This is a genomic window from Alteromonas sp. M12 (assembly GCF_037478005.1).
GTDB classification, from domain to species: domain Bacteria; phylum Pseudomonadota; class Gammaproteobacteria; order Enterobacterales; family Alteromonadaceae; genus Aliiglaciecola; species Aliiglaciecola lipolytica_A.
Window position 1 is genome coordinate 4034745 of record NZ_CP144164.1, and the last position, 22375, is coordinate 4057119.

General features: G+C 41.6%; 20 protein-coding genes. 11 read left to right on the top strand and 9 right to left on the bottom strand.

What is annotated here, in order from left to right; translation table 11 throughout:
* Positions 1 to 15: 15 nt before the first annotated feature.
* Positions 16 to 1551 (bottom strand): 2,3-bisphosphoglycerate-independent phosphoglycerate mutase, encoded by a 1536-nt coding sequence (gpmI, locus tag VUI23_RS17210; protein ID WP_342805151.1) that lies wholly within the window; start codon positions 1549 to 1551, stop codon positions 16 to 18.
* Positions 1552 to 1803: 252 nt separating this feature from the next.
* Between gpmI and VUI23_RS17215 the strand changes: the two genes are divergently transcribed.
* Genes VUI23_RS17215 through gpsA form a run of 4 tightly spaced genes read left to right on the top strand, consistent with a single transcriptional unit; the run spans position 1804 to position 4056 of the window.
* Positions 1804 to 2229, top strand: coding sequence for a rhodanese-like domain-containing protein (locus VUI23_RS17215; protein ID WP_216048796.1), 426 nt, complete (start codon positions 1804 to 1806; stop codon positions 2227 to 2229).
* A gap of 18 nt (positions 2230 to 2247) precedes the next feature.
* On the top strand, positions 2248 to 2505 hold the full coding sequence (grxC, locus tag VUI23_RS17220; RefSeq protein ID WP_216048797.1) for a glutaredoxin 3: 258 nt from the start codon (positions 2248 to 2250) through the stop codon (positions 2503 to 2505).
* A gap of 25 nt (positions 2506 to 2530) precedes the next feature.
* Positions 2531 to 3034, top strand: a complete 504-nt coding sequence (secB, locus tag VUI23_RS17225; RefSeq protein ID WP_216048798.1) for a protein-export chaperone SecB — start codon at positions 2531 to 2533, stop codon at positions 3032 to 3034.
* Positions 3035 to 3042: 8 nt separating this feature from the next.
* Entirely contained in the window at positions 3043 to 4056 is a 1014-nt protein-coding gene (gene gpsA / locus VUI23_RS17230) for an NAD(P)H-dependent glycerol-3-phosphate dehydrogenase (RefSeq protein WP_216048799.1), read from the top strand.
* A 16-nt stretch (positions 4057 to 4072) separates the two neighbouring features.
* Here gpsA and trmL read toward each other — a convergent pair whose 3' ends face one another.
* From trmL to VUI23_RS17250, 4 genes are all read right to left on the bottom strand, one after another.
* Complete coding sequence (gene trmL / locus VUI23_RS17235) at positions 4073 to 4537, bottom strand: tRNA (uridine(34)/cytosine(34)/5-carboxymethylaminomethyluridine(34)-2'-O)-methyltransferase TrmL (RefSeq protein ID WP_216048800.1); 465 nt, start codon at positions 4535 to 4537, stop codon at positions 4073 to 4075.
* Positions 4538 to 4640: 103 nt separating this feature from the next.
* On the bottom strand, positions 4641 to 5612 hold the full coding sequence (locus VUI23_RS17240) for an alpha/beta fold hydrolase (RefSeq protein WP_342805153.1): 972 nt from the start codon (positions 5610 to 5612) through the stop codon (positions 4641 to 4643).
* A 111-nt stretch (positions 5613 to 5723) separates the two neighbouring features.
* Complete coding sequence (locus VUI23_RS17245; RefSeq protein WP_303499263.1) at positions 5724 to 7121, bottom strand: ATP-binding protein; 1398 nt, start codon at positions 7119 to 7121, stop codon at positions 5724 to 5726.
* Positions 7118 to 7813 (bottom strand): response regulator transcription factor, encoded by a 696-nt coding sequence (locus VUI23_RS17250; protein ID WP_342805155.1) that lies wholly within the window; start codon positions 7811 to 7813, stop codon positions 7118 to 7120. Before VUI23_RS17250 ends, VUI23_RS17245 begins: the two co-directional genes overlap by 4 nt.
* Before the next feature lie 209 nt (positions 7814 to 8022).
* Here VUI23_RS17250 and VUI23_RS17255 point away from each other — a divergent pair, with 209 nt between their 5' ends.
* Positions 8023 to 8838 (top strand): Spy/CpxP family protein refolding chaperone, encoded by an 816-nt coding sequence (locus VUI23_RS17255; protein WP_303499261.1) that lies wholly within the window; start codon positions 8023 to 8025, stop codon positions 8836 to 8838.
* 48 nt (positions 8839 to 8886) lie between these two features.
* Here the strand turns inward: VUI23_RS17255 and VUI23_RS17260 are convergent, their stop codons facing one another.
* Both VUI23_RS17260 and argE read right to left on the bottom strand, forming a co-directional pair.
* Positions 8887 to 9306 (bottom strand): methylglyoxal synthase, encoded by a 420-nt coding sequence (locus tag VUI23_RS17260; RefSeq protein ID WP_216048805.1) that lies wholly within the window; start codon positions 9304 to 9306, stop codon positions 8887 to 8889.
* Between the two features lie 19 nt (positions 9307 to 9325).
* On the bottom strand, positions 9326 to 10486 hold the full coding sequence (argE, locus tag VUI23_RS17265; protein WP_216048806.1) for an acetylornithine deacetylase: 1161 nt from the start codon (positions 10484 to 10486) through the stop codon (positions 9326 to 9328).
* Between the two features lie 337 nt (positions 10487 to 10823).
* On the opposite strand from argE, the gene argC reads away from it, so the two are divergent.
* From argC to argA, 6 genes are all read left to right on the top strand, one after another.
* On the top strand, positions 10824 to 11852 hold the full coding sequence (gene argC, locus VUI23_RS17270) for an N-acetyl-gamma-glutamyl-phosphate reductase (RefSeq protein WP_216048807.1): 1029 nt from the start codon (positions 10824 to 10826) through the stop codon (positions 11850 to 11852).
* Entirely contained in the window at positions 11849 to 12643 is a 795-nt protein-coding gene (gene argB, locus VUI23_RS17275; RefSeq protein WP_342805157.1) for an acetylglutamate kinase, read from the top strand. Before argC ends, argB begins: the two co-directional genes overlap by 4 nt.
* Positions 12640 to 13548 carry an ornithine carbamoyltransferase gene (locus tag VUI23_RS17280; RefSeq protein WP_216048809.1) on the top strand — a complete coding sequence of 303 codons (909 nt, stop codon included), beginning with the start codon at positions 12640 to 12642 and terminating at the stop codon, positions 13546 to 13548. The genes argB and VUI23_RS17280 overlap by 4 nt, the downstream gene beginning before the upstream one ends.
* A 94-nt stretch (positions 13549 to 13642) precedes the next feature.
* Complete coding sequence (locus VUI23_RS17285; protein ID WP_216048810.1) at positions 13643 to 14875, top strand: argininosuccinate synthase; 1233 nt, start codon at positions 13643 to 13645, stop codon at positions 14873 to 14875.
* A 2-nt stretch (positions 14876 to 14877) separates the two neighbouring features.
* Positions 14878 to 16254, top strand: a complete 1377-nt coding sequence (gene argH / locus VUI23_RS17290; RefSeq protein ID WP_216048811.1) for an argininosuccinate lyase — start codon at positions 14878 to 14880, stop codon at positions 16252 to 16254.
* 10 nt (positions 16255 to 16264) lie between these two features.
* On the top strand, positions 16265 to 17581 hold the full coding sequence (argA, locus tag VUI23_RS17295) for an amino-acid N-acetyltransferase (RefSeq protein ID WP_216048812.1): 1317 nt from the start codon (positions 16265 to 16267) through the stop codon (positions 17579 to 17581).
* 100 nt (positions 17582 to 17681) lie between these two features.
* Here the strand turns inward: argA and VUI23_RS17300 are convergent, their stop codons facing one another.
* Both VUI23_RS17300 and VUI23_RS17305 read right to left on the bottom strand, forming a co-directional pair.
* Positions 17682 to 19370 carry an NAD-dependent malic enzyme gene (locus tag VUI23_RS17300; protein ID WP_216048813.1) on the bottom strand — a complete coding sequence of 563 codons (1689 nt, stop codon included), beginning with the start codon at positions 19368 to 19370 and terminating at the stop codon, positions 17682 to 17684.
* 280 nt (positions 19371 to 19650) lie between these two features.
* A complete protein-coding gene (locus VUI23_RS17305) occupies positions 19651 to 22338 on the bottom strand; it encodes a PBP1A family penicillin-binding protein (protein WP_342805159.1) in 2688 nt (895 codons plus the stop codon).
* Between the last annotated feature and the right edge of the window lie 37 nt (positions 22339 to 22375).

Here is a 22375-nt window from a genome sequence, read left to right on the forward strand (position 1 = left end):
AATTTACATGTAACATCAATTTTTAAGGGTCATAATGGGTTTGCCAGTCATTTCTTTTGGTTGCTCCATGCCCATGAGGTGCAACATAGTGGGTGCTACGTCACTCAAGGTTCCACCCGTGCGAACATCTGCATCTCGACCTACATAAATAAAAGGCACCAACTCACTGGTGTGAGCGGTATGCGCTTGTCCAGTCTTAGCATTGACCATTTGTTCAGCGTTTCCATGGTCAGCTGTAATCAGACACTCGCCGCCAACTTTCTTCAATGCTTCCGTTACCCGTCCAATGCAGCTATCGACAGCTTCAACAGCTTTTATAGCCGCTTCATATACGCCTGTGTGGCCTACCATGTCGCCATTTGGATAATTACAAATGATTGCATCGTACTTGCCCGATTCGATTGCCTCAACCAACTTATCGGTTAGCAACTTAGAGTTCATTTCCGGCTGCAAATCGTATGTTGCTACCTTTGGAGACGGAATCAAAATACGCTCTTCACCTTCATACTCAGATTCACGACCGCCACTGAAAAAGAAAGTAACGTGAGCATATTTTTCTGTTTCGGAGATACGTAATTGCGTTTTATGATGCTGCGCCAACCAATCGCCCATCACATTAACCAATGGTTCGGGAGGGTAAGCTGAAGGGGCATCGATAGAATCCGCATACTGAGTCAACATCACAAAGTTTAGATTTTTAGGGCAATATTCCCGTTCAAAACCGCTAAATTCTGGCTCAACAAAAGCACGAGTTATCTCTCTTGCACGGTCCGCTCTGAAATTCATAAAGATCAGTGAATCGCCGTCTTCAACCTTAACGGCATCACCAATAATGGTAGGTTTAACAAACTCATCTTTTTCATCACGCTCGTAAGAAGCCTCAAGTGCTTCTATTGCGGACGCATATTGGTATTCACTTTTGCCTTGAGAAATTAAATCATAAGCCGCTTGAACCCGTTCCCATCGCTCATCTCTATCCATCGCATAATAACGACCGATTAAAGTTGCAATTTTACCTACACCCAGAGTTTTAAATAACTCGTCAGCTTTTTGCAAAGATTCCTTTGCACTTTTTGGTGCTGTGTCTCGACCATCAAGGAAGCAATGTAAAAAGACTTTTTTAGCACCTTTATGGACAGCCATTTTGACCATTGCAAATAAATGGTCTTCGTGACTGTGCACGCCACCTGGAGATAAAAGCCCCATAATGTGCACAGCTTTGTCTTTATTTACTGCATTTTCTACAGATGCAGCCAAAACCTTATTGCTTTCAAATTCGTTATCTTCAATCGCTTTACTAATACGTGTGAATTCCTGATACACCACACGCCCGGCTCCTAAGTTAACATGCCCTACCTCAGAGTTTCCCATCTGACCAGGTGGCAATCCAACATCAAGACCAGACCCGGAAATAAACGTATTGGGATATTCCTGCACCAACTTATCTAAAACTGGCGTATTGGCGTTAGCAATGGCGTTTTTATCGGTATCTTCACGATGTCCCCATCCATCCAATATAAGCAGTGCTAGCGTCTTTTTCGCGTTGGGCATAGGTTGCTCCTGTGTAATTTTTGATAAAGTTGTTAATAAGAGTGAAGTCATCTATCGACTTTTGAATCGGTTTTGAGAACATTCATATTGATAGATCCCCAACAGTTTATCCTGTGAACTACATCACTTAAAGAGTATTTATCAGTTAAGTTATAGCTGAATTGCAGATTCCACTATGCAAGGACTGGTTTCTGTATAGATTTTCTATATACTTTGCACTCTTTTTTTCTACGCCAAGGGGCCGAAGTAGTAATGGATCAAATTATTGAGTTTGTTGGAAACCATCCTTTTTTGTCTGCTGGTTGGGTAGCACTAGTAGTGTTAATTATCTATAGCTATGTGGCTGGGATTTTTTCTCAAGTCAAAGAACTTAGCACCCACGAAGCAACGATTCTTATGAATCGACAAGATGCTGTAGTGTTGGATATTCGCCCGGCTGCAGAGTTCAATAAAGGCCATATTCTTGGCGCAAAACAAATTAAAACAGAACAACTAAATGGCGCTGACTTTAGCGCCCTTGAAAAATTCAAAGACAAACCCATTATTGTAGTGTGTGCCATGGGCATGACAGCTAAAAAGACAGCAACAGCTTTATTGAAAGCTGGTTTTAGTCATGCTTCCGTACTAAAAGGTGGAATGAATTCGTGGCAGAGTGCAAATTTGCCCGTTGCGAAATAAACAGATTTAAGGCTGACAATGAGCAAAGTTGAACTATATACCAAAGGTTATTGCCCGTATTGCCATCGTGCAAAGGCATTACTAGAAGAAAAAGGCGTTGCATTCGAAGAATATCGAATTGATCAAAACCCTGATCTTCGTGACACCATGATTACCCGAGCGAATGGCGGTTATACCGTTCCACAAATTTTTATTGATGACAAGCATATCGGTGGTTGCGACGACATGTATGCACTAGAGTCACAAAATAAACTAGACAACCTACTTAGCGTATAACGCAGTAAACCAAGGAAAAATTAACATGGCAGATGATATCCAAGCTAACCAAGCCGGTGAGCAAGCTCCACAACAAAACGCACAATTTGCAATTCAACGTGTTTACACAAAAGACATTTCGTTTGAAACACCAAACTCTCCTGCAATTTTCAAAAAAGAGTGGAAACCTGAAATTAAACTGGATTTAGATACTAAAACAGTTGAATTAGAAACGAATCTTTATGAAGTCGTTTTATCGGTTACAGTAACCGCAAATTTAGGCGAAGAAACGGCATTCCTTTGTGAAGTTCAGCAAGCGGGTATCTTTATGATTGGTGAAATGCCTGAAGCAAATAAAGCGCATACTTTAGGTTCATTCTGCCCAAATACCTTGTTCCCTTATGCAAGAGAAACTATCTCTAATTTGGTTAATCGAGGTACTTTCCCTCCATTAAACCTTGCACCGGTTAATTTTGATGCAATCTTTGCTGCTTACATGCAAAAGCGTGCCCAAGAACAGCAAGGTCAAGCGCAAAAACTTGATGCTTAATCATTGTAATGACAATGCTAAATAAGCAAAGCGTTACAGTACTAGGAGCAGGGTCTTATGGCACTGCTCTTGCGTTTTGTCTTGCACGAAATGAAGTGCAAACCTATCTGTGGGGTCGAGATACCGCGCAGATGAAAGAAATGCAAACCTCCCGATGCAACCAACGATACTTACCTGAAGCGATATTTCCTGACGCCTTGGAAATTATTCCAAACCTTGCTTCGGCAATTGCCAACAGCCAAGATATTCTAGTCGTTGTACCAAGCCATGCCTTTGCGCAAACTTTAACAGCAATTAAGCCATTTTTGACAGATCAGCATCGTTTGATTTGGGCGACAAAAGGGCTGGAACCAAAAACTGGTAGATTGCTCCAAGAAGTTGCAGAGGAAGTTTTGGGAAGTGATATTCCTTTGGCTGTTCTGTCAGGACCAACCTTTGCCAAAGAAATGGTGGCAGGGTTACCAACCGCTATTTCGTTGTCGTCAACGGATGAACTCTTAGCGGAAGAGTTTAGTGCAAAATTACACTGTTCAAAAAGCTTCAGGGTATACAAAAATCCCGATTTCATTGGCGTTCAATTAGGTGGTGCGGTTAAGAATGTGATCGCAATTGGTGCCGGGTTATCTGATGGTTTAGGGTTTGGTGCAAATGCGAGAACCGCATTAATCACCCGAGGACTTGCTGAGCTTACCCGTTTAGGATTAAAAATGGGAGCTAAACCTGAAACCTTCATGGGCATGGCAGGATTAGGCGACCTTGTACTCACCTGTACCGACAATCAATCTCGAAATCGACGTTTTGGATTAGCCTTAGGAACAGGAAAGTCGGTTGAAGATGCTATCGACAGTATTGGTCAAGTTGTAGAAGGCTATCGAAATGCAGAAGAAGTCAAAATTTTAGCCGACAAGTTAGCTGTTGAAATGCCGATTACTGAGCAGATTTACCAAGTGCTTTATCAAGGGAAACCAGCGAAAAGTGCCGCACTTACGTTGCTAGGCAGAGAGCCAACTGTAGAAGGTTAGTTAAGCTAACCTCTCCTTAAACAGCCCCTTCAAAACCCAATTGTCGCCAAGACTCATAAACAAAAACCGAAACCGCATTCGATAAGTTCATACTGCGACTCTTGGCCAACATTGGAATTCTTAAGCGTTGTTCCGCCGGTAAATTCTGAATGACCTCGTCAGGTAAGCCTCGCGTTTCAGGGCCAAACAGTAACGCATCACCCAATTTAAAATCAGCATCTGCGAAATTTTTAGTACCTTTAGTGGTGCAGGCAAACACTCTTTGCGGTTTTTCGGATTGAAGATAAGCAGTTAGATCTGCGTGACGTTTAACCTCAGCAAATTCATGATAATCCAATCCCGCCCTGCGCACTTTTTTATCATCCCAGTCAAACCCTAGCGGTTCAATCAGATGCAAGTCGTAACCTGTATTTGCGCACAGACGAATAATGTTTCCGGTGTTGGGAGGGATTTCCGGTTGATATAAAACAATACTAAGCATATTTAATCGAGGTTCTAGAAAACTAATTGTTTAAGTGTAACAAATATTACGCCCGCAAGAACCTGCAACTTCACTATTTTAAGCTATGCCGCGGCAAATTCGCTTAAGCTAAGAATCTCAAAATTGCCCGTAACGATTGATCACGAATATCCTCAGTTTCGAAGAATATTTCATGACTCGCATTTTCAATTCGCATAAGCTCACAATTTAGCATTTTTGCTGCGACTTGAGTTTGTTTAGCGTTATTCACGACCCGATCATCTCCAGCCTGCAATAACAACACTGGAATAGTAATTGCGGCAGCATTTTTTTGGATAAATGACATCGTTTTATCAGCCTGTTTGAGCCAAGCTGTTGTGACCCCACCTAGCTTGCATTGCGGATTAGCCTCATAGGTATCTCGAAAAATTTTGTATCTTTGTTGGCAATGGGTTAATTCATTTATTGCAAAGGCTTTAGGATTATATTTGGACTGACCAATAAAATACCATGGGCTTTTACCAAAGACATGGTTTAGCAAGGTATAACTTTCAATTAGCAAACAACTTAACCATTTTGGTAATGCAGGCCTGATACCGAACATCGGAGCCGACATAATACATTTAGCGAAGTCTCCAGGGTGTGTGAGTAAATACAAACTAGAAATTGCAGCTCCCATGGAATGGCTAAGTAAAATCGGTTTATGAACGCTATTAGGGCTAATAACTTGGTCAAAAAACAATTTAAAATCAGCAACGTAGTCTGCAAAATCAGCCACATACCCTTTTTCTGGATCATCTAACATTCGTCCTGACAACCCTTGTCCTCGATGGTCGTGAATAAACACACTAAAACCTGCGTGGTACAAATTGAATACCAGCTCTTTATATTTTAATAAGGTTTCAATACGACCAGAGGAAATGGCTATGCTTCCAATAGGATTCGGATTGATCACATAAGCATAGGCAATTCGTACCTTTTGCTTCCCCAGAAAATAACCGTTAATCACGTTTCTTTGCCAAAACGGTTCTATAAATTGCTGATTCCGCTTTTCTACCAAAGTTTCATCTTCTGGGATTTGGCTCTGTTCAATCATGTTGTACGCTAACAATTAAATCACTCATCAAGATGCGTAATACTGCAATGTTGCATAGAATCAATCTACAAACACAATTCACTCGCGATCTCGCCTCAAAGGTTTCACTCATTATTGTTTAATCGGAATCGTGATGTTTACAATTAATCCACCTTCTGGTGAATTCATGGCTACGACTTCACCGCCGTGTAATTTTACCGCTTGTTTAACAATGGCTAAGCCTAAACCTACCCCACCCGTATCTCGATTTCGTGACGCAGACAACCGATAAAACGGTTTAAACATATCTTCCAAATCCGAAGAAGGTACACCTGTACCGTCATCTTTTACCGTCACTTGTAGTGTAGTAGTCAGATTAACCACTGACACTTCAACTTTAGTAGAACAATATTTTATTCCATTACTAATCAGATTTCCTACAGCACTTTTCAGTAGGTGTGGATAACAACTTAAAGTCAGTTCTGGAATGTCACCTAAAATTAATTCCTTACCACTATTTTGCGCCTCAAACTCGGCATCATTGAAAAGCTCTGTAAAACAACTTTTCAAACCAACAAGTTGTTTATCTTCAACTGCTACATCTGCCTCTAATCTAGATAGACGCAACACTTGACCAATCATTGAATCGATTTGCTGTGCTTCTTTTTCGATTCTCAATAGCTGTTTTTCAATCGACTCTGGCAGCTGTTCTTTTTGATTTTGAGCAATACCAATGGCAAGTTGCAATCTTGCCAGTGGCGACCTTAACTCATGTGATATATCAGCGACTAACCTTTTTTGACTTCCCATTAAGTCGGCAAGGCGTTTCGTCATAGAATTAAAATCTCGCCCCAAGGCGCCTATCTCGTCACCTCTTTTTGATGCAAATTTTACGTTCTGGGTTAAGTCACCATTGGCCACTTTCCTAGCACTTTTCTGCAATTGTCGAATAGGTCGAACAAGCGACCAGACAAACAAAGCGCACAGACTTCCGCTGACTAGCAATACGCTTAAGCCAAGCGCTATGGGATTTGTCTGCATCAACTGCCGTGCAAGATTTGGAGGGCGCGGTTTACCAGTGAACAGAAAATATGTCTGTCCTCTTACCGAGACTTTAGCTGGCCCAAAAAAGACCCCTGACGTAGTTCGAATAACAAAAGGTTGCGTCTCATTAATGAGTTCCAAAAACGGCTCTTTTAACGGCATCATTTCTCTTGGAAAACCATAAATAAATTCTTTGCTTTGAGCATCTATTAACATCAATGCATCTTTGCTTCTTTGCCCCGTGCGGCCTAATAAACGATTTAATTCGGCTTTGGGAAATCGCTCTGCAGTTAGCTCAATACGAGATGCTATTTGCTGTATACGATTAATGTCTACGTTATTTAGCGGTTTAATTGAGTAGTTAGAGTTGGTTTGCTTAGCTAACCAAGCGCCAACAAGACCCAACAGAATCGCTGCCAACCAAAACCATAAAAACGTTTTGCCAAAAAGACTGTTGGCAGGGTTAAGCTTTTTTAAAAACCTCATTGTTCAACCACGAACAAATAGCCAGTACCTCTAACCGTTTTAATTTTTTCTTGATCACTGTGTTGCATTAATTTACGCCTAATATTACTCACATGCATATCAATACTGCGATCAAATGCCATCAATTTTCTGCCCAATACTTTTTCGCTGATATCATTTTTACTAACAATTTGACCTGCGTTTATCATCAACAAATGCAAAATTAAAAACTCAGTAGCGGTAAACTCTAAAATATTTCCAGCACATTCAACACTCTGTGTATTGGGGTTCAATACAACATCATCAATTTGTAATCGTTGCTGAGAGCTTGTTGAAGGCAAATAATCCATGCGCCTAACGATGGCTTTAATCCGAGCCGATAACTCACGATGATTAAATGGTTTAGGCAAGTAATCGTCGGCGCCAAGCTCCAACCCAAAAATTCTATCAAAGTCATCGCCTTTAGCTGTTAACATCAACACTGGCGTTAAATGACTAGTGCGTAATCGCTTAAGCACTTCAAATCCATCAATTTGCGGTAACATCACGTCCAACAAAATTAAATCGTAATGTTTCGGCCCGATGGCTTTTTGTAAGCCTGTCTCACCATCATTGGCTTGATCTATTTCATATCCTTGGGGCGACAAATACTCTATCAACAAGTTGCACAGTTCTTTGTCATCATCGATAACAAGTAGTGATTTATTTTGCATGTAACCTCAATTATTCTATATGTCATTGGTACATTATGTGGTGAATTGTAAGCTTCCAGCTGATTAAGTGACAGACGAAAAGAACATTATTTACACAAGCTTTACAATGGCCAGACACTTCTTTGCATTGGCGTAACTATAATGTTTATCAAATCAACGACAAGGTAAATGTCGTTATTTCGTTAAACATTAATCAAAAGGTGATACACATGAAAAGCAAATTGATTTTTTCTAAAGCAATCATTGCCATAGCTGCTACCGCAGCCGTCACTGCATTTGCAATTCAAGCGCATGAGCGTCCAGAACCACCAATGCGTGCGGTATTCAAAAAGCTAGATTTAACAGATCAGCAAAAACTTGATGTACGCACTATCATGCAGCAATCTAAAGCAGATGGTGAAATTTACAAGCAAGATTTAAACAACATCAAAAATCAGCTTAAGAGCTTAATTAGATCTACTGATTGGGATCAAGATTCGGTAGTGAGTTTGTTACAACAAGAGCAAGATATTAAATCTCAACTTGCGTTAAGCTCGGCGACCAAACGCAACGCTGTCTGGAATACCCTCACCGCAGAGCAACAACAAAAGTTGAGTGCCATGAGCGAAAAAGGCAAAGAACGCAAAGGCAAGGGGCATAAAGGAGAAAAACGTTCTTCGCCGATGAAAATGTTCAAGAGACTCGACTTAACCGACGAGCAAAGTGCAAAAATTAAAGCTTTGTTTGAAAGCCAAAAAGCGGCTATGGAATCTCAGCGTGAAACGGTGAAAGGTTATCGCGATCAAGCTCAACAGCTGGTTAGAAGTGAAACTTTTGATCAATCAGCATGGTTGGCAGTGAGTGAGAAACTTCAAGCAGCTCATTTGCAAATGTCGACAGACATGTCAAAAGTGCGCCATCAAATCTGGAATATCCTTGATGAGGAACAACAGGCAAAAATGGCGAAAATGGATGAAAAAAGAGAACACCGCAAAGGTGGTGACAAACATGATAAGAAGAGACGTCATCAAGACGACGAACTCTAACTATCACATTGGTTACGTTAAAGATTATTGATAGTTATAAACTGACTATCAATAATCAGGCACAGTCCTCAAGTATTCGTCGCTGTCAAACAGCGGCGAAGTAATGATTAAATCCGCAGTGCAACGATTACAAGCTACAGGCAAATTCCACACCGAACATAATCGAAGTAAAGCTTTTACGTCAGGATCATGAGGTGCGGGGTTGAGTGGATCCCAAAAAAAGATTAAACAATCTAGTTTTCGCTCAGCGATTAATGCGCCAATTTGTTGGTCGCCACCTAAAGGTCCACTTTTAAAACGATGAACAGGTAAATCTAAACTGTCGGCGATTAGTCCGCCTGTTGTACCTGTCGCCACCAAATTATATTTTTTCAATTGTTCAATATGGGTGCGACTCCAGTCAACTAACTCCGCTTTCATGTGATCGTGAGCCACTAAAGCAATGGTCTTTTTTACTAATTCAGTCATGGATATTATTTCCTAGTATTTATCTAGCTGATTCGCTAAAGCACACGTGTTTTATCATATTCTTTAACAAAGAAACTGTGGGGTCCACATATTCTAACGATATAAACTCATCCGGCTGATGGGCTTGATTGATACTGCCCGGCCCCAAAACCAAAGTATCGCAGCCAAGCTGATTGATAAAAGGAGCCTCAGTAGCATAATTAGCATTTGTGACTTTAAAATCCGTCAACTTTTCAGCTAAGGCGATAATATTGTGCTCATTCTTACATGAGAACGCCGGAGCTGTCGGATACATAAGCTGCATGTCTACGCGGTCAGGATAAGCCTGTTTAACAGGTAACAGCGCTTCATCAATCAATGCAATTGCTTCTTCATCACTCAATCCAGGTACACAGCGAATATCAAAGTTAAGTTTGCAATGTCCACAAATTCGATTTTCGCCATCGCCGCCATGAATATGCCCTAAATTCATCGTTGCTTGGGGAACACTAAAACTTTCGTCGCGGTAATTTTTGGCAAGTTGGTCACGTAATGTGAGTAGCTGCTGTATTGCCATTTGCATAATTTCAATGGCGTTTACGCCTTTATCTGGATCGCTGGAATGGCCAGCTTTTCCAGTAATATTTAGGCTCTGCGCCATATGTCCTTTATGTTTACCGATTGGTTTCAGCTCTGTGGGTTCACCAATGATAGCCATATCAGGTTTAATTAACTGTTGTTGAGCAAAAAACCTAGCTCCGGCCATAGAGGTTTCTTCATCGGCTGTGGCTAAAATATACAGTGGTTTTTGCAGCTTTTTTAAAGGAATATCTTTTAAAGCTTCCAAAATAAAAGCAAAAAATCCTTTCATGTCGCAGGTCCCTAAACCATAAAAGGAATCATTTTTTTGCTGCAGTATAAATGGGTCGCTATTCCATCGACCTTCATCAAATGGCACTGTATCTGAGTGACCAGCTAACAGCAGACCGCCCTTGCCCGTGCCGAGTTTGGCTAATAAATTGAATTTATTCCGTGCTTCAGGCACTTTTTGAATAGAAATGCTAAAACCTAAGTCTGAAAAAAGATTCCCTAAATAGTCGATTAACTGACGATTACTCATATCTAGATCTTCGTCTACGGCACTTATTGTAGGGATGGAAATGATTTTTTCATAAACTTCTAAGAAAGTTAAATTTGGCATAAGAACCTTAAAATATAATTATTCACTTTTATTGCATATTTATAACATTGATGGCATGCTACGTCCATGCAACAAAGAACCAGTTTTAAACTGATTTTTAAACCTTAACGATCAATTACAGTGCATATTGCCTGAAAATTGATGAATAGAGAATAAATGAGAACTATGAGCACAAATAACTCCCTGCCTTGCTACGCTTGTACGTCTGTCCGACGAATCTAATTTTGGTTGCGTAGCACGCTCCTCTCCTTTGATATAGAAGAAGTTTTTAAAGGATTGGGGCGCTTTTTTTATTTTTCTAAGTTAACATTTTCAAAAATTATCGGTAGACATCATTATGTTGAAAGCATGTGTAATCGGAGCAAGTGGATATACAGGCGCAGAACTCGCCAGAATATTAACCTTGCATCCTAAATTTGAGCTAGCAGGATTGTTTGTTTCGCAAAACAGTCAAGATGCAAATAAAGCTTTAAGTCAGCTCCACCCCTCTTTAAGCGGTTTAGTCGACACTAAGGTTTTACCCATTAATGATGGTCTGTTAAGCGAGCTCGCAGATTCTTTAGATGCCATATTTTTAGCCACACCTCACGAAGCCAGCCACGACTGGATGCCTATATTAACGGCAGGAAAAGCAAAAATATTCGATTTATCAGGGGCGTTCAGAATTAAAGATGCAGACGTGTTTGCAGACTTTTATGGATTTGCACACCAGCATAAACCGTTACTTGAAAAAGCGGTCTACGGGTTAGCTGAATGGAATGCAGCGTCTATTGCTGAGGCATCGCTAGTAGCAGTGCCAGGTTGCTACCCTACAGCTTCGCTATCAGCGCTCAAGCCTTTGTTTAATTCAAATCTGTTAGACAGCCAGCATCGTCCAATTATTAATGCGGTATCTGGTGTTAGTGGTGCGGGAAGAAAAGCCGCTTTGGGAAATAGCTATTGCGAAGTGAGCCTGCAAGCATATGGTGTTCTTGGCCATCGCCACCAGCCAGAAATTAGCCAAGCCTTAGGTACCGACGTTATATTTACTCCCCATTTAGGTAATTTTAAGCGCGGAATATTGGCCACAATTACGGTGAAAACAGTTGCTGGCACCAGCAAAGAGCAAGTATCGGATGCTTACCAAAAAGCCTACAGTGATAAACCTATTATCCGTTTACTAAATCATTTTCCTAAGTTAGATGATGTAGTGAATACTGCGCACTGTGATCTGCATTGGAAGTTAGATGAAAAATCTGGATATTTAGTCATTGGCAGTGCCATCGACAACTTGTTAAAAGGTGCAGCATCTCAAGCAATTCAATGTGCTAACTTAAGTTTCGGTTTTGCATCTCCTACTGGATTAATTGCTGAGGTGAGTAAATGAAAGTAAAAGTTATCAAAGTTGGTGGTGCATTTTTAGATGACCCAAGTATTTCCGCAGACTTTTTTGCCGCGCTTTATGCCGCTCAAGAACAACAGCCAATAGTGTTAGTTCATGGTGGTGGCAGCAGTGTTGAGAAGCTTTTAAAAAATCTGTCACTTAGCAGTCATAAACTAAATGGTCTGAGAGTCACGCCGAAATCACAAATTGATTATGTCGTCGGTGCTTTAGCCGGCACAGCCAATAAGAACTTGTGTGCATTAGCGAAAAAAAGTGGACTTATCCCTGTGGGATTAAGTTTATTGGATGGTAACATTACCAATTGCCATCAAATCAGTGAAGAATTAGGCAATGTAGGTTCTGCAGAGCCTGTTGATCAAACTTTACTGACGACTCTGTTGGCAGCTGGCTTTTTACCCATAGTGAGCTCCATTGGAGCAGATGACCAGGGTGAATTGCTTAATATCAACGCCGATCAAGCAGCAACAGCCATTGCCAAACTGCTTAATGCACAACTAGTTTTGTTATCAGATGTAGCAGGTGTGCTCGATCAGAATAAGTCACTTATTAATAAACTCACGTCTGACGATATTGAAACTTTGATATCAGATGGTGTTATTCGCGATGGTATGACAGTGAAAGTAGAAGCGGCATTAGATGCGGCGAATCAAATAGGACAGTCTGTGACTATAGCAAGTTGGAAAAACCTTGATATTTTAACCCAAGATACTCCAACTGAAGAAAACGCTTCTGCAGGAACAACTATTTTCCCATCGTCTAAGGAAAACAAATGAAACAGGACCTATTAACGTTTAAAGATTGGAGTTCGCAGGATTTAAATAATTTGTTGGCGCTAGCGGCAAAAATTAAAGCTGCGCCTGAAGAACACAATCAAGTTTTGGCTGGAAAATCAATTGCGGCTTTGTTCGAGAAACCCTCTTTGCGTACCCGTGTTAGTTTTGATATTGGTATCAATAAACTCGGTGGACACATGGTTTACCTTGACTCCCAGGCTGGTAAACTAGCTGGCCGAGAAGACGCCAAAGACACAGCAGCAAATTTAGCTTGTTGGGCAGATGCGATTGTTGCCAGAGTGTTTAGTCATGATACCTTAGTGCAGTTTAGTCAAGCTTCTAAAGTACCGGTAATCAACGCGTTATGCGACCTCTATCACCCGTGCCAAGCAATAGCTGATTTTCTCACCTTACAAGAAACCTATGGTTCATTAGAAAACTTAACCTTAGCTTATGTAGGTGATGGCAATAACGTTACCCATTCACTATTGCTGGTTGGCGCTATACTTGGGGTGAATATCGTTAGTGTTACCCCTGCAGGTTACGAAGTTGATCAAGGGATATTTGAATTAAGCCAAAAAATTGCAGAAAAATCTGGTGCAAAAATCATCCAAAGTAATAACGTCGAAGACGCTAAAGGTGCCAATGTACTTTATGCTGATACGTGGTTATCAATGGGAGATGAAACACCGTTATCAGATATTAAACGCATTTTTGACCCATACAAAGTCGACGAAGCTATGATGGCATTAACCGGTGCACAATACGTTATGCATTGCCAACCCGCTCATCGTGATTTAGAAATTAGCGGTACTTTAATTGATAGCGATAAATCATTATTAATGCAACAAGCTGAAAATAGAATGCATGGCCAAAATGCCATTCTAGTAACGTTGTTAGCTTAAAATTGAGTGACTCGAAGTTCATTTTAAAAAATCAATCTGTTGAAGCTGATTTGTTCAAACTACAAATCAACACAAGTTTATTTAGGAAATAGTTATGTCAAAACCCGACGTTAAAAAAGTTGTTTTAGCCTATTCAGGCGGCTTAGATACCTCTGCCATTATTCCATGGTTGAAAGAAAATTATGATTGTGAAGTAGTCGCCTTTGCGGCAGATGTTGGCCAAGGCGATGAAGAATTAGAAGGTCTTCGTGAAAAAGCCATTAAAACCGGTGCCAGCGAATGTTATATCGTTGATTTGAAAGAAGAGTTTGTTGCTGACTATATTTATCCAACAATCAAAACTGGCGCGGTATACGAAGGTGAATATTTACTAGGTACTTCAATGGCTCGTCCAGTAATTGCGAAAGCACAAGTAGAAATTGCCCGTAAAGTAGGCGCAGACGCGCTATGCCACGGTTGTACTGGTAAAGGTAACGACCAAGTACGTTTCGAAAGTACTTTTGCAGCTCTAGCACCTGACTTACAAGTTATTGCACCTTGGCGTGAGTGGGATATGGTTTCACGTGAAGACTTATTAGATTACCTAGCAAAACGTGATATTAAAACCAGTGCTTCTGCCACTAAAATATACAGCCGTGATGCAAACGCTTGGCACATCTCTCATGAAGGTGGTGAATTAGAGGATCCTTGGTGTGAACCAACCAAAGGCATTTGGACCATGACCGTCGATCCAGAAGATGCGCCAGACAAGCCTGAAAGCGTTTCCCTAAGTTTTGATAAAGGACAACTTACTACAGTTAACGGTGTTGCTCTTTCGCCATATAACGCGCTAGTTGAACTGAACAAAATTGCAGCCAAACATGGTGTTGGCCGAATCGATATCGTTGAAAACCGCTTAGTCGGCATGAAGTCTCGTGGATGTTATGAAACTCCTGGCGGCACAGTCATTATGGCTGCGTATAAAGCGCTAGAGTGCATGGTTTTAGATAAAGCAGCATTAAAACACCGTGAATATTTAGGTTTAGAGTTTTCACACGTGATGTATGACGGACGTTGGTTTACTGCTCTTTCCGACTCATTGTTAGCAGGTGCCGAAGTATTTGCGCAACAAGTTACTGGTGACATCGTCATTAAGCTATATAAAGGTCGCGCTACTGTTACTCAACGTCGTTCACCAAATAGCTTGTATTCAGAAGATTTTGCCACCTTCGGACAAGACGATGTGTATGACCAAAAACATGCTGAAGGATTTATTCGTTTGTTCAGCTTATCAAGTCGTATTGCAACCTTAAATAAAAAAGCGCGCGACGCGAATAAAGGAAACTAGTCATGGGTTTATGGGGAGGCCGCTTTCAAGAGGGCAGCAGTAATATGTTCAAACAGGTCAACGACTCGTTGCCCTTTGATCGGATTTTGGCCAGCCAAGATATTCGCGGTTCAATTGTGTGGTCACGTGCCATTGCTAAAGCAGGTGTATTGACCACTCAAGAACAGCAACAAATAGAAGCTGCTTTAAATGAATTGCTAAGCAAAGCCGAAGCAGATGAATTGGATTTTGATGCCAGTAGTGAAGAAGATATTCACAGTTTCATTGAGTCTGCGTTAATTGAAAAACTTGGTGATCTGGGAAGAAAGCTTCATACCGGTCGCAGTCGTAACGATCAAGTCGCTACCGACTTTCGATTGTGGTGTAAAGAGCACCTAGAAAGCTTGAAAGACGATTTACTGGCAATTAAAAGTGCGCTGGTATTATCTGCTGATCGCAACAGAGACGTCATCTTACCTGGTTACACCCATTTACAACGAGCTCAACCAGTACGATACCCGCATTGGTGTTTGGCTTATGTTGAGATGATCAAACGCGACATTAGTCGTTTAGAGGATTTGCTGGTAAGAATGAATCAATGCCCATTAGGCAGTGGCGCGCTAGCCGGCACGGTTTACGCCATTGATCGTCAGGAAATTGCTGAACAGCTGAGCTTTGGCTCTCCTTGCGCCAACAGTTTAGACGCCGTATCCGATCGAGACTATGTTTTAGAACTATTGTTTTGTGCCAGTACTTCAATGATGCATTTATCGCGCATGGCTGAAGATCTTATTTTCTTTAACTCTGGCGAAGCCGGCTTTATCACCCTTGGTGATGCAGTCACTTCAGGCTCGTCATTAATGCCGCAAAAGAAAAATCCAGATGCATTAGAATTGATGCGCGGAAAATGCGGCAGAGTATTTGGAAGCTTACAAGGTTTGTTGGTTACCATGAAGGGTCTTCCCTTGGCTTATAACAAAGACATGCAAGAAGACAAAGAAGGTGCCTTTGATGCAGTTAATCAATGGCATATCTGTTTGTGTATCGCTGCAGAAGTGGTAGACACTATTGAGTTAGATGCTCAACGGACTGCTCAGGCGGCCAAACAAGGTTATGCCAATGCTACCGAAATGGCAGATTACCTTGTTGCTAAAGGTATTCCATTTAGGACGGCACACGATATTTCTGGTCAAATTGTTCTAGCAGCCATTGAGCAAAACAAACCCATTGAAAATTTAAGCATAGCTGAATTGCAAACCTTCAGTTCAGTAATTGAAGATGATGTATATGCTGTATTAGAGCTTGAATACTTAGTGGACAAACGCAATATTTTAGGTGGCACAGGTGCTCATCCAGTGTTTGCAGCCCTTGATGCAGAACTGAAAAGTTTAAAGAGCTGAGGAACGAAAGATGGTGATGTCAGACATTGATGGCGTTAGGTTGTTTCGCAACTCAGCACCCTATATTAATTCTCATAGGGGCAAAACGTTTGTTTTAATGTTTGGTGGCGAGGCCGTTGAGGATGTTAATTTTCCTAACATTATCAATGATATAGCCTTACTCAACAGTTTGGGTGTGAAGCTTGTTTTAGTGCACGGTGCAAGGCCACAAATCGATCAGCGCATTGCATTACGAGGGGTTGAAAAACGTTTCAACAATAATATTCGTCTCACCGACAAACAAACCTTGGAATCTGTAAAAGACGCTGCAGGCTCGGTGCGCTCGCAAATCGAGGCGCTATTAACCATGGGGCTAGCTAACTCGCCAATGCACGGAGCTCATATTCGTGTGTGTTCTGGTAATTTGGTTGTGGCTATGCCCATGGGCGTTAGAGAAGGCGTCGATTTTGAGCATACCGGTGTGGTAAGACGAATTGACGTGATGGGCATCAACGATCATCTTCAGGATGGTTCAATCGTATTGCTTTCACCCATGGGTTACTCGTCTACGGGCGAAGTCTTCAACTTATCTCATGAAGATGTCGCCACACAGGCTGCCATCAGCTTAAACGCCGATAAGTTGATTGTTTTTTCTGAACATCAGGGCATTTTAGATGAAACAGGAAAGCTGCGTCGTAATATCGATTCAGCCCAATTATCTGATTTGCTTGAAGAAGGTGCCAGAGAAGACCAGTTAGGAATATTGGATGCCATTAACCAGACAATAGCCGCTGATATTCCTCGCTGTCACTGTGTCAGTTACAAAAAGGACGGCGCCTTATTGCAGGAGTTGTTCACCCGTGACGGTTCAGGCTCGCTTGTTTCTAAACGCCATTACGAGCAACTTAGAAAAGCACGAATTGAAGATGTGGGCGGGATCCTACAACTGATCAATCCTCTTGAAGAAAAAGGTATTCTGGTTAAACGTTCTCGAGAACTCCTTGAAGCGGAAATTGAACAGTTCACGGTCATTGAGCGAGACGGTATGATTATCGCCTGTGCTGCCTTTTATCCTTACCCGCAGGATGGTACTGGTGAGCTTGCCTGTGTTGCTACCCATGGTGATTATCGCGGCAAAAGTCGTGCTGAACGTCTGCTCGAAGCAATTCGACAAGATGCCATTGAGCAGGGTTTAGAGAGTATTTTTGTGCTGACGACAGTGACTGCACATTGGTTTCAAGAACAAGGATTCGTTTTGGCCAGCATTGATGCGCTGCCTGAATCGAAAAAGTTGTTATATAACTTTCAAAGAAATTCGAAAGTATTTGTAATGGCCCTTGATAAATAAACAGCCTTTTTACTTGATGTGGGCTGAGCTCAAATTGCGAAACTATTTGACTGCGACAACACTGCCAACTATTTAACATAAATAGTTGGCAGTAAATCGATTAAATACTAGTACGTTTGTATTGACGATATTTAGGATTCCAGAAATTAGCTTCAATACTAGCTCGTAAAGCTTCGTCAGAGGTCTCTAAAGCCAAACCTTGTTGTTGCGCAACCTTGCCTACTGCAAATGCAATCTTTTTACTCAGACTAGCAATGTCGGTTAAAGGCGGTAACAAAGATCCCTCACCTTCACTTGCTAGTGGCGAAGCAAGTGCTAAGGCTTCACTGGTTGCCATTAACATTTCTTCACTGACCAATCGAGCTTTTGTGGCCACCACACCCAAACCAATTCCTGGAAAGATATAACTATTATTACATTGGGCAATGGGGAAAATACTGCCGTTATATGCAACAGGAGCAAAGGGACTTCCCGTAGCAATAATAACTTGGCCGTTGGTCCATTCAATAACTTGCTCGGGTCTTGCTTCAACCTGACGGGATGGATTACTTAATGGGAAAATAATCGGCAAATCACAATTCGCTTTCATTCCGCGAATAACTTCTTCAGTAAATAGACCTGGCTGTCCGGAAACCCCAATTAGAATGTCTGGTTTTGCATGCGTAACTACGTCTAACAAGCTCGCCCATTCATTTTCAGTATTCCACTGCTTAATCACTTCAGGATTTTGTACTAACTTTTGCTGGAAGTCGCGAAGGCCCTGCATACCATCAGTTAACAAGCCAAAGCGGTCAATCATGAACACTTGCTGTCTAGCTTGAGCGTCGCTAATTCCTTCCTGGCACATACGACTGATGATCATTTCTGCAATACCACATCCTGCAGAACCTGAACCCACAAATACCACTTTTTGCGCACTTAATTTAACACCTTTGCTCAAACAAGCTGCGAGGATTGAACCTAGAGTAACCGCTGCTGTACCTTGAATATCATCGTTAAAACAGCAGACCTGCTCACGGTAACGTTCCAATAATGGCATGGCATTAGGCTGTGCAAAGTCTTCAAACTGAATCAAAACGTCAGGCCAACGTTTGTGGGCTGCTTGAATAAACATATCGACAAATTCATTATATTCATCGCCAGTAATACGTTTATGACGCGCGCCCATGTACATAGGATCGTCGAGCAATTTTTGATTATTTGTCCCTACATCCAACATCACCGGTAAAGTATACGCAGGACTAATTCCGCCACATGCGGTATACAGTGACAATTTACCAATGGGTATACCCATTCCACCAATTCCTTGGTCACCTAAGCCCAAGATCCGCTCACCATCAGTTACCACAATGACTTTTACTTTACGTTTAGTGGCATTACGCAGAATATCGTCTATTTGCGTTCGTTCAGAATATGAAATAAATAAACCACGAGAACTGCGATAAATATCCGAAAACTGTTCGCAAGCATCCCCAACTGTCGGGGTGTAAATAATCGGCATCATTTCATCGATATGAGACTGCACTAATCGATAAAACAAGGTTTCATTATTGTCTTGTATCGCGCGCAAATAAATATGCTTGTTGATGGGTGAGGAAAAACTGGAATATTGCATATAAGCCCGTTCGACCTGCTCTTCAATGCTTTCATAGCGTGGCGGCAACAAACCGGTCAAATTGAAGTTTTCACGTTCTTTGGCGGTAAACGCACTACCTTTATTTAACAGCGGCGTCTCAAGTAGTGAAGGGCCAGAATGGGGAATATACAAGTATTTAGAAGTATTGCTCATTAGAGGTATTTTTTTTCCAGTTTTCTCTTTGTTATCAAGAGGATTTAAAGTGCTTAGGTGTCAAGTAATAGCAAGTTTAACGAATATTCAGCTAAACTCAGTATCAATTTGTCTGGTCAGATGTGCATCAGAATTATTTATCTAATAACTCATCCATTTTCGATCAACTTAAATGCGCCTCCAGCTCCTAAGTTAGCTACCAATTTACATGAGCGAACTTAGGAGTAAGGAGCATTTGTTCTTATATATACGTTTGAAAAGTGAAACTTCCCTATCGGACCTAAAAAATATCTTCAGGTTCCACACTTTCTGATTGATCGCTTTCAAAGGGATCAACAACCGAGTCAGACTGAACTGATGAGGTTGGCTCGGTACCCTTTATGAAATATTCAAACATAGACGTATAATCTGTTCGTGTTGTAAGTTTACCCGTTGCTCTATCAATTCTCACCGTGATGATATTTTCAGGCATAGGTTTAATTTCTTGAGGCACACCATCAAGCGCTTTTTCCATAAAGCGAATCCATGCAGGTTGAGCTGCTTTCGCGCCATCTTCCGCGCCGATCATGGCGTTGCCAATCCAGTTAAATTTTTCAGGATTTTCGTTTATCAAATTCTGGTTACGAGATGTACGGCCGAGCATACGACTCATATCATCAAAACCAACCCAAGAAGTAGCCACTAACCCTGGCGCAAAACCACTAAACCAAGTATCCCGAGAGTCATTGGTTGTACCGGTTTTACCCGCCAGATCGGTGCGACCAAGAATGTTTCTCGCCCGCCAGCCAGTGCCAAGCCAATAGGTATTGCGCTGGGGATCATTGCTCCATCGACCATTTCCTCGAACAGCTGTACGCATCATTTCGCGCACTAAAAAGGTATTTTGCGCAGACACCACTCTTTGGGCTTGGATTATTTCAGGCTGAGAATCGGCTTCATCTTCTGGGAAACCGTTTAATTCAGCCGCCAACAAAGCCTCGATTTGCTGCTCTGTGAGCTCCTCTGAATTAAGCTCTGATGCATTGGTTACAGATGTTTGCTCAGCATTGTGAGTTTCACATTCTTCACACACTTGCGGAGGATTAGCTTGCCACAATATTTTGCCGTGCTCATCTTCAATACGTTGAATAAAATGAGGGCGCACATAATAACCGCCATTGGCAATAACCGACATTGCAGTAGCAACCTCTAGGGGAGTTTGTGAACCTGAACCTAGTGATAAGGTTTCATCTTTCGGAATTTCAGCGCGGTCAAAACCAAATTTACTCAGATGGTCAGCCGCGGCATTAATACCAATTGCCCGTAATAAACGCACTGACACTACGTTTTTCGATTTGCCCAAGGCGACCCGCATTCGAATTGGTCCGTCATACACAGCTGGCGAGTTTTGTGGCCGCCATGCTGTGCCAGTACTTGCATCCCACTGATTGATAGGAGCGTCGTTAATAATACTTGCTAAGGTGTAACCTTGTTCTATTGCTGCGGAATATATGAAAGGTTTAATATTCGAGCCTACTTGTCTTTTAGCTTGAGTCGCGCGATTGAATTGACTCTGATAAAAACTATATCCACCGACGATAGCCTGCACCGCACCGTTTTTAGGATCCAGTGCCACAAAAGCACCACTCACTGTTGGCAATTGCGACAATTTCCAGATCCCTTCCTCGTTTTGTCTAATCCAGATCAATTGACCTGCAGCCACAATGTCAGCAGCACTTTTAGGATCCGGTCCTTGGCGATTGTCGTCAATGTAGGATCTTGCCCAATGCATACCCTGCCATTCGATAGTTTGATAATTTCCTTGGCCATTAAAAACCACAAAACTGGTTTCATCAACCTGAGTAACAACTGCTGGGTTTAGCACGCCAATTGGCGTATAAGCGGCCAAAACCTCTAGCATTTGTGATTCATCCCAAGGTTCAGAATCCAAGGCTACCAATTCAGTATTTTGATCTTCACTGTTGTTTAGGCTTTGATTGTCATCTGGCTCTCCCCATAACACGCGAATAGGACCACGATAACCATGTCTTTCATCATAATCATGTAAATTACGTATTACTGCTGTTTGTGCGGCAAACTGCAAATCCGAAGGTGCGGTAGCGAAAACTTGATATCCGCCAGTTTCAGCTTCTTCTTTGCCATACAATTCAACCATTTCATTATAAATAAGATCGGCCAAATAAGGCGCATCTAACTGAATCTCAGCACCGTGGCGTTTAGAAATGACAGTTTCATTGCTGGCCTGATCAAACTCTTCACGGGTAATATATTCCTCATCGAGCATTCTTAACAATACGACTCGACGACGCGCTTTCGCTCTTTCTGGGCTGGAAATTGGATTCAAAGTAGAAGGCGCTTTAGGCAGTCCAGCAATAGTCGCTACTTCAGCTAAACTGAGCTCATTAACGGATTTTCCGAAATATACTTGAGCAGCAGCACCAAACCCAAAGGCACGATGCCCCAATTCAATTTTGTTTAAATACAGCTCTAAGATTTCATCTTTACTGAGCAAACCTTCCATGTGCCAAGCAATAAAGATCTCTTTTATTTTACGTATATAGGTTTTATCACGGGTTAAGAAAAAGCCTCTGGCTAGCTGCATCGTGAGGGTACTACCACCTTGCCCACGTTCGCCGGTTAAGACTAAATTCACAAAAGCCCGCGCTATGCCGATAGGATCTATACCAGGGTGTTCGTAAAAGCGACTATCCTCTATAGAAAGTACGGCATTTATTAATGATTGCGGGACTTCATCTAACTCTAACGGAATACGACGCTTGACCCCAAACTGTGAAATTAGTTTGCCGTCTTGTGTATAAATCTTCATGGGGGTTTGTAAGCGCACATCTTTTAGCACTTCAACACTTGGAAGATCGGGTTTGATATAAAAGTACATACCTACAATCGCTATCGTACCTAGCAGAAATGCGGCTATACTCATTATTAATAACAGTTTGATGTACTTCACAAAAATAAAACTACCAGAGCAAAATTGACTAAATGAC

Bases quoted from the DNA above. Each gene is read 5' to 3' on its own strand.
- VUI23_RS17260 (WP_216048805.1), bottom strand. From the start codon at position 9,306: ATGACTGAATTAGTAAAAAAGACCATTGCTTTAGTGGCTCACGATCAC.
- VUI23_RS17285 (WP_216048810.1), top strand. From the start codon at position 13,643: ATGTCAAAACCCGACGTTAAAAAAGTTGTTTTAGCCTATTCAGGCGGC.
- argE (WP_216048806.1), bottom strand. From the start codon at position 10,486: ATGCCAAATTTAACTTTCTTAGAAGTTTATGAAAAAATCATTTCCATC.
- argH (WP_216048811.1), top strand. From the start codon at position 14,878: ATGGGTTTATGGGGAGGCCGCTTTCAAGAGGGCAGCAGTAATATGTTC.
- VUI23_RS17255 (WP_303499261.1), top strand. From the start codon at position 8,023: ATGAAAAGCAAATTGATTTTTTCTAAAGCAATCATTGCCATAGCTGCT.
- gpsA (WP_216048799.1), top strand. From the start codon at position 3,043: ATGACAATGCTAAATAAGCAAAGCGTTACAGTACTAGGAGCAGGGTCT.
- secB (WP_216048798.1), top strand. From the start codon at position 2,531: ATGGCAGATGATATCCAAGCTAACCAAGCCGGTGAGCAAGCTCCACAA.
- argC (WP_216048807.1), top strand. From the start codon at position 10,824: ATGTTGAAAGCATGTGTAATCGGAGCAAGTGGATATACAGGCGCAGAA.
- VUI23_RS17240 (WP_342805153.1), bottom strand. From the start codon at position 5,612: ATGATTGAACAGAGCCAAATCCCAGAAGATGAAACTTTGGTAGAAAAG.
- VUI23_RS17215 (WP_216048796.1), top strand. From the start codon at position 1,804: ATGGATCAAATTATTGAGTTTGTTGGAAACCATCCTTTTTTGTCTGCT.
- argB (WP_342805157.1), top strand. From the start codon at position 11,849: ATGAAAGTAAAAGTTATCAAAGTTGGTGGTGCATTTTTAGATGACCCA.
- VUI23_RS17250 (WP_342805155.1), bottom strand. From the start codon at position 7,813: ATGCAAAATAAATCACTACTTGTTATCGATGATGACAAAGAACTGTGC.
- argA (WP_216048812.1), top strand. From the start codon at position 16,265: ATGGTGATGTCAGACATTGATGGCGTTAGGTTGTTTCGCAACTCAGCA.
- VUI23_RS17280 (WP_216048809.1), top strand. From the start codon at position 12,640: ATGAAACAGGACCTATTAACGTTTAAAGATTGGAGTTCGCAGGATTTA.
- VUI23_RS17245 (WP_303499263.1), bottom strand. From the start codon at position 7,121: ATGAGGTTTTTAAAAAAGCTTAACCCTGCCAACAGTCTTTTTGGCAAA.
- grxC (WP_216048797.1), top strand. From the start codon at position 2,248: ATGAGCAAAGTTGAACTATATACCAAAGGTTATTGCCCGTATTGCCAT.
- gpmI (WP_342805151.1), bottom strand. From the start codon at position 1,551: ATGCCCAACGCGAAAAAGACGCTAGCACTGCTTATATTGGATGGATGG.
- trmL (WP_216048800.1), bottom strand. From the start codon at position 4,537: ATGCTTAGTATTGTTTTATATCAACCGGAAATCCCTCCCAACACCGGA.
- VUI23_RS17300 (WP_216048813.1), bottom strand. From the start codon at position 19,370: ATGAGCAATACTTCTAAATACTTGTATATTCCCCATTCTGGCCCTTCA.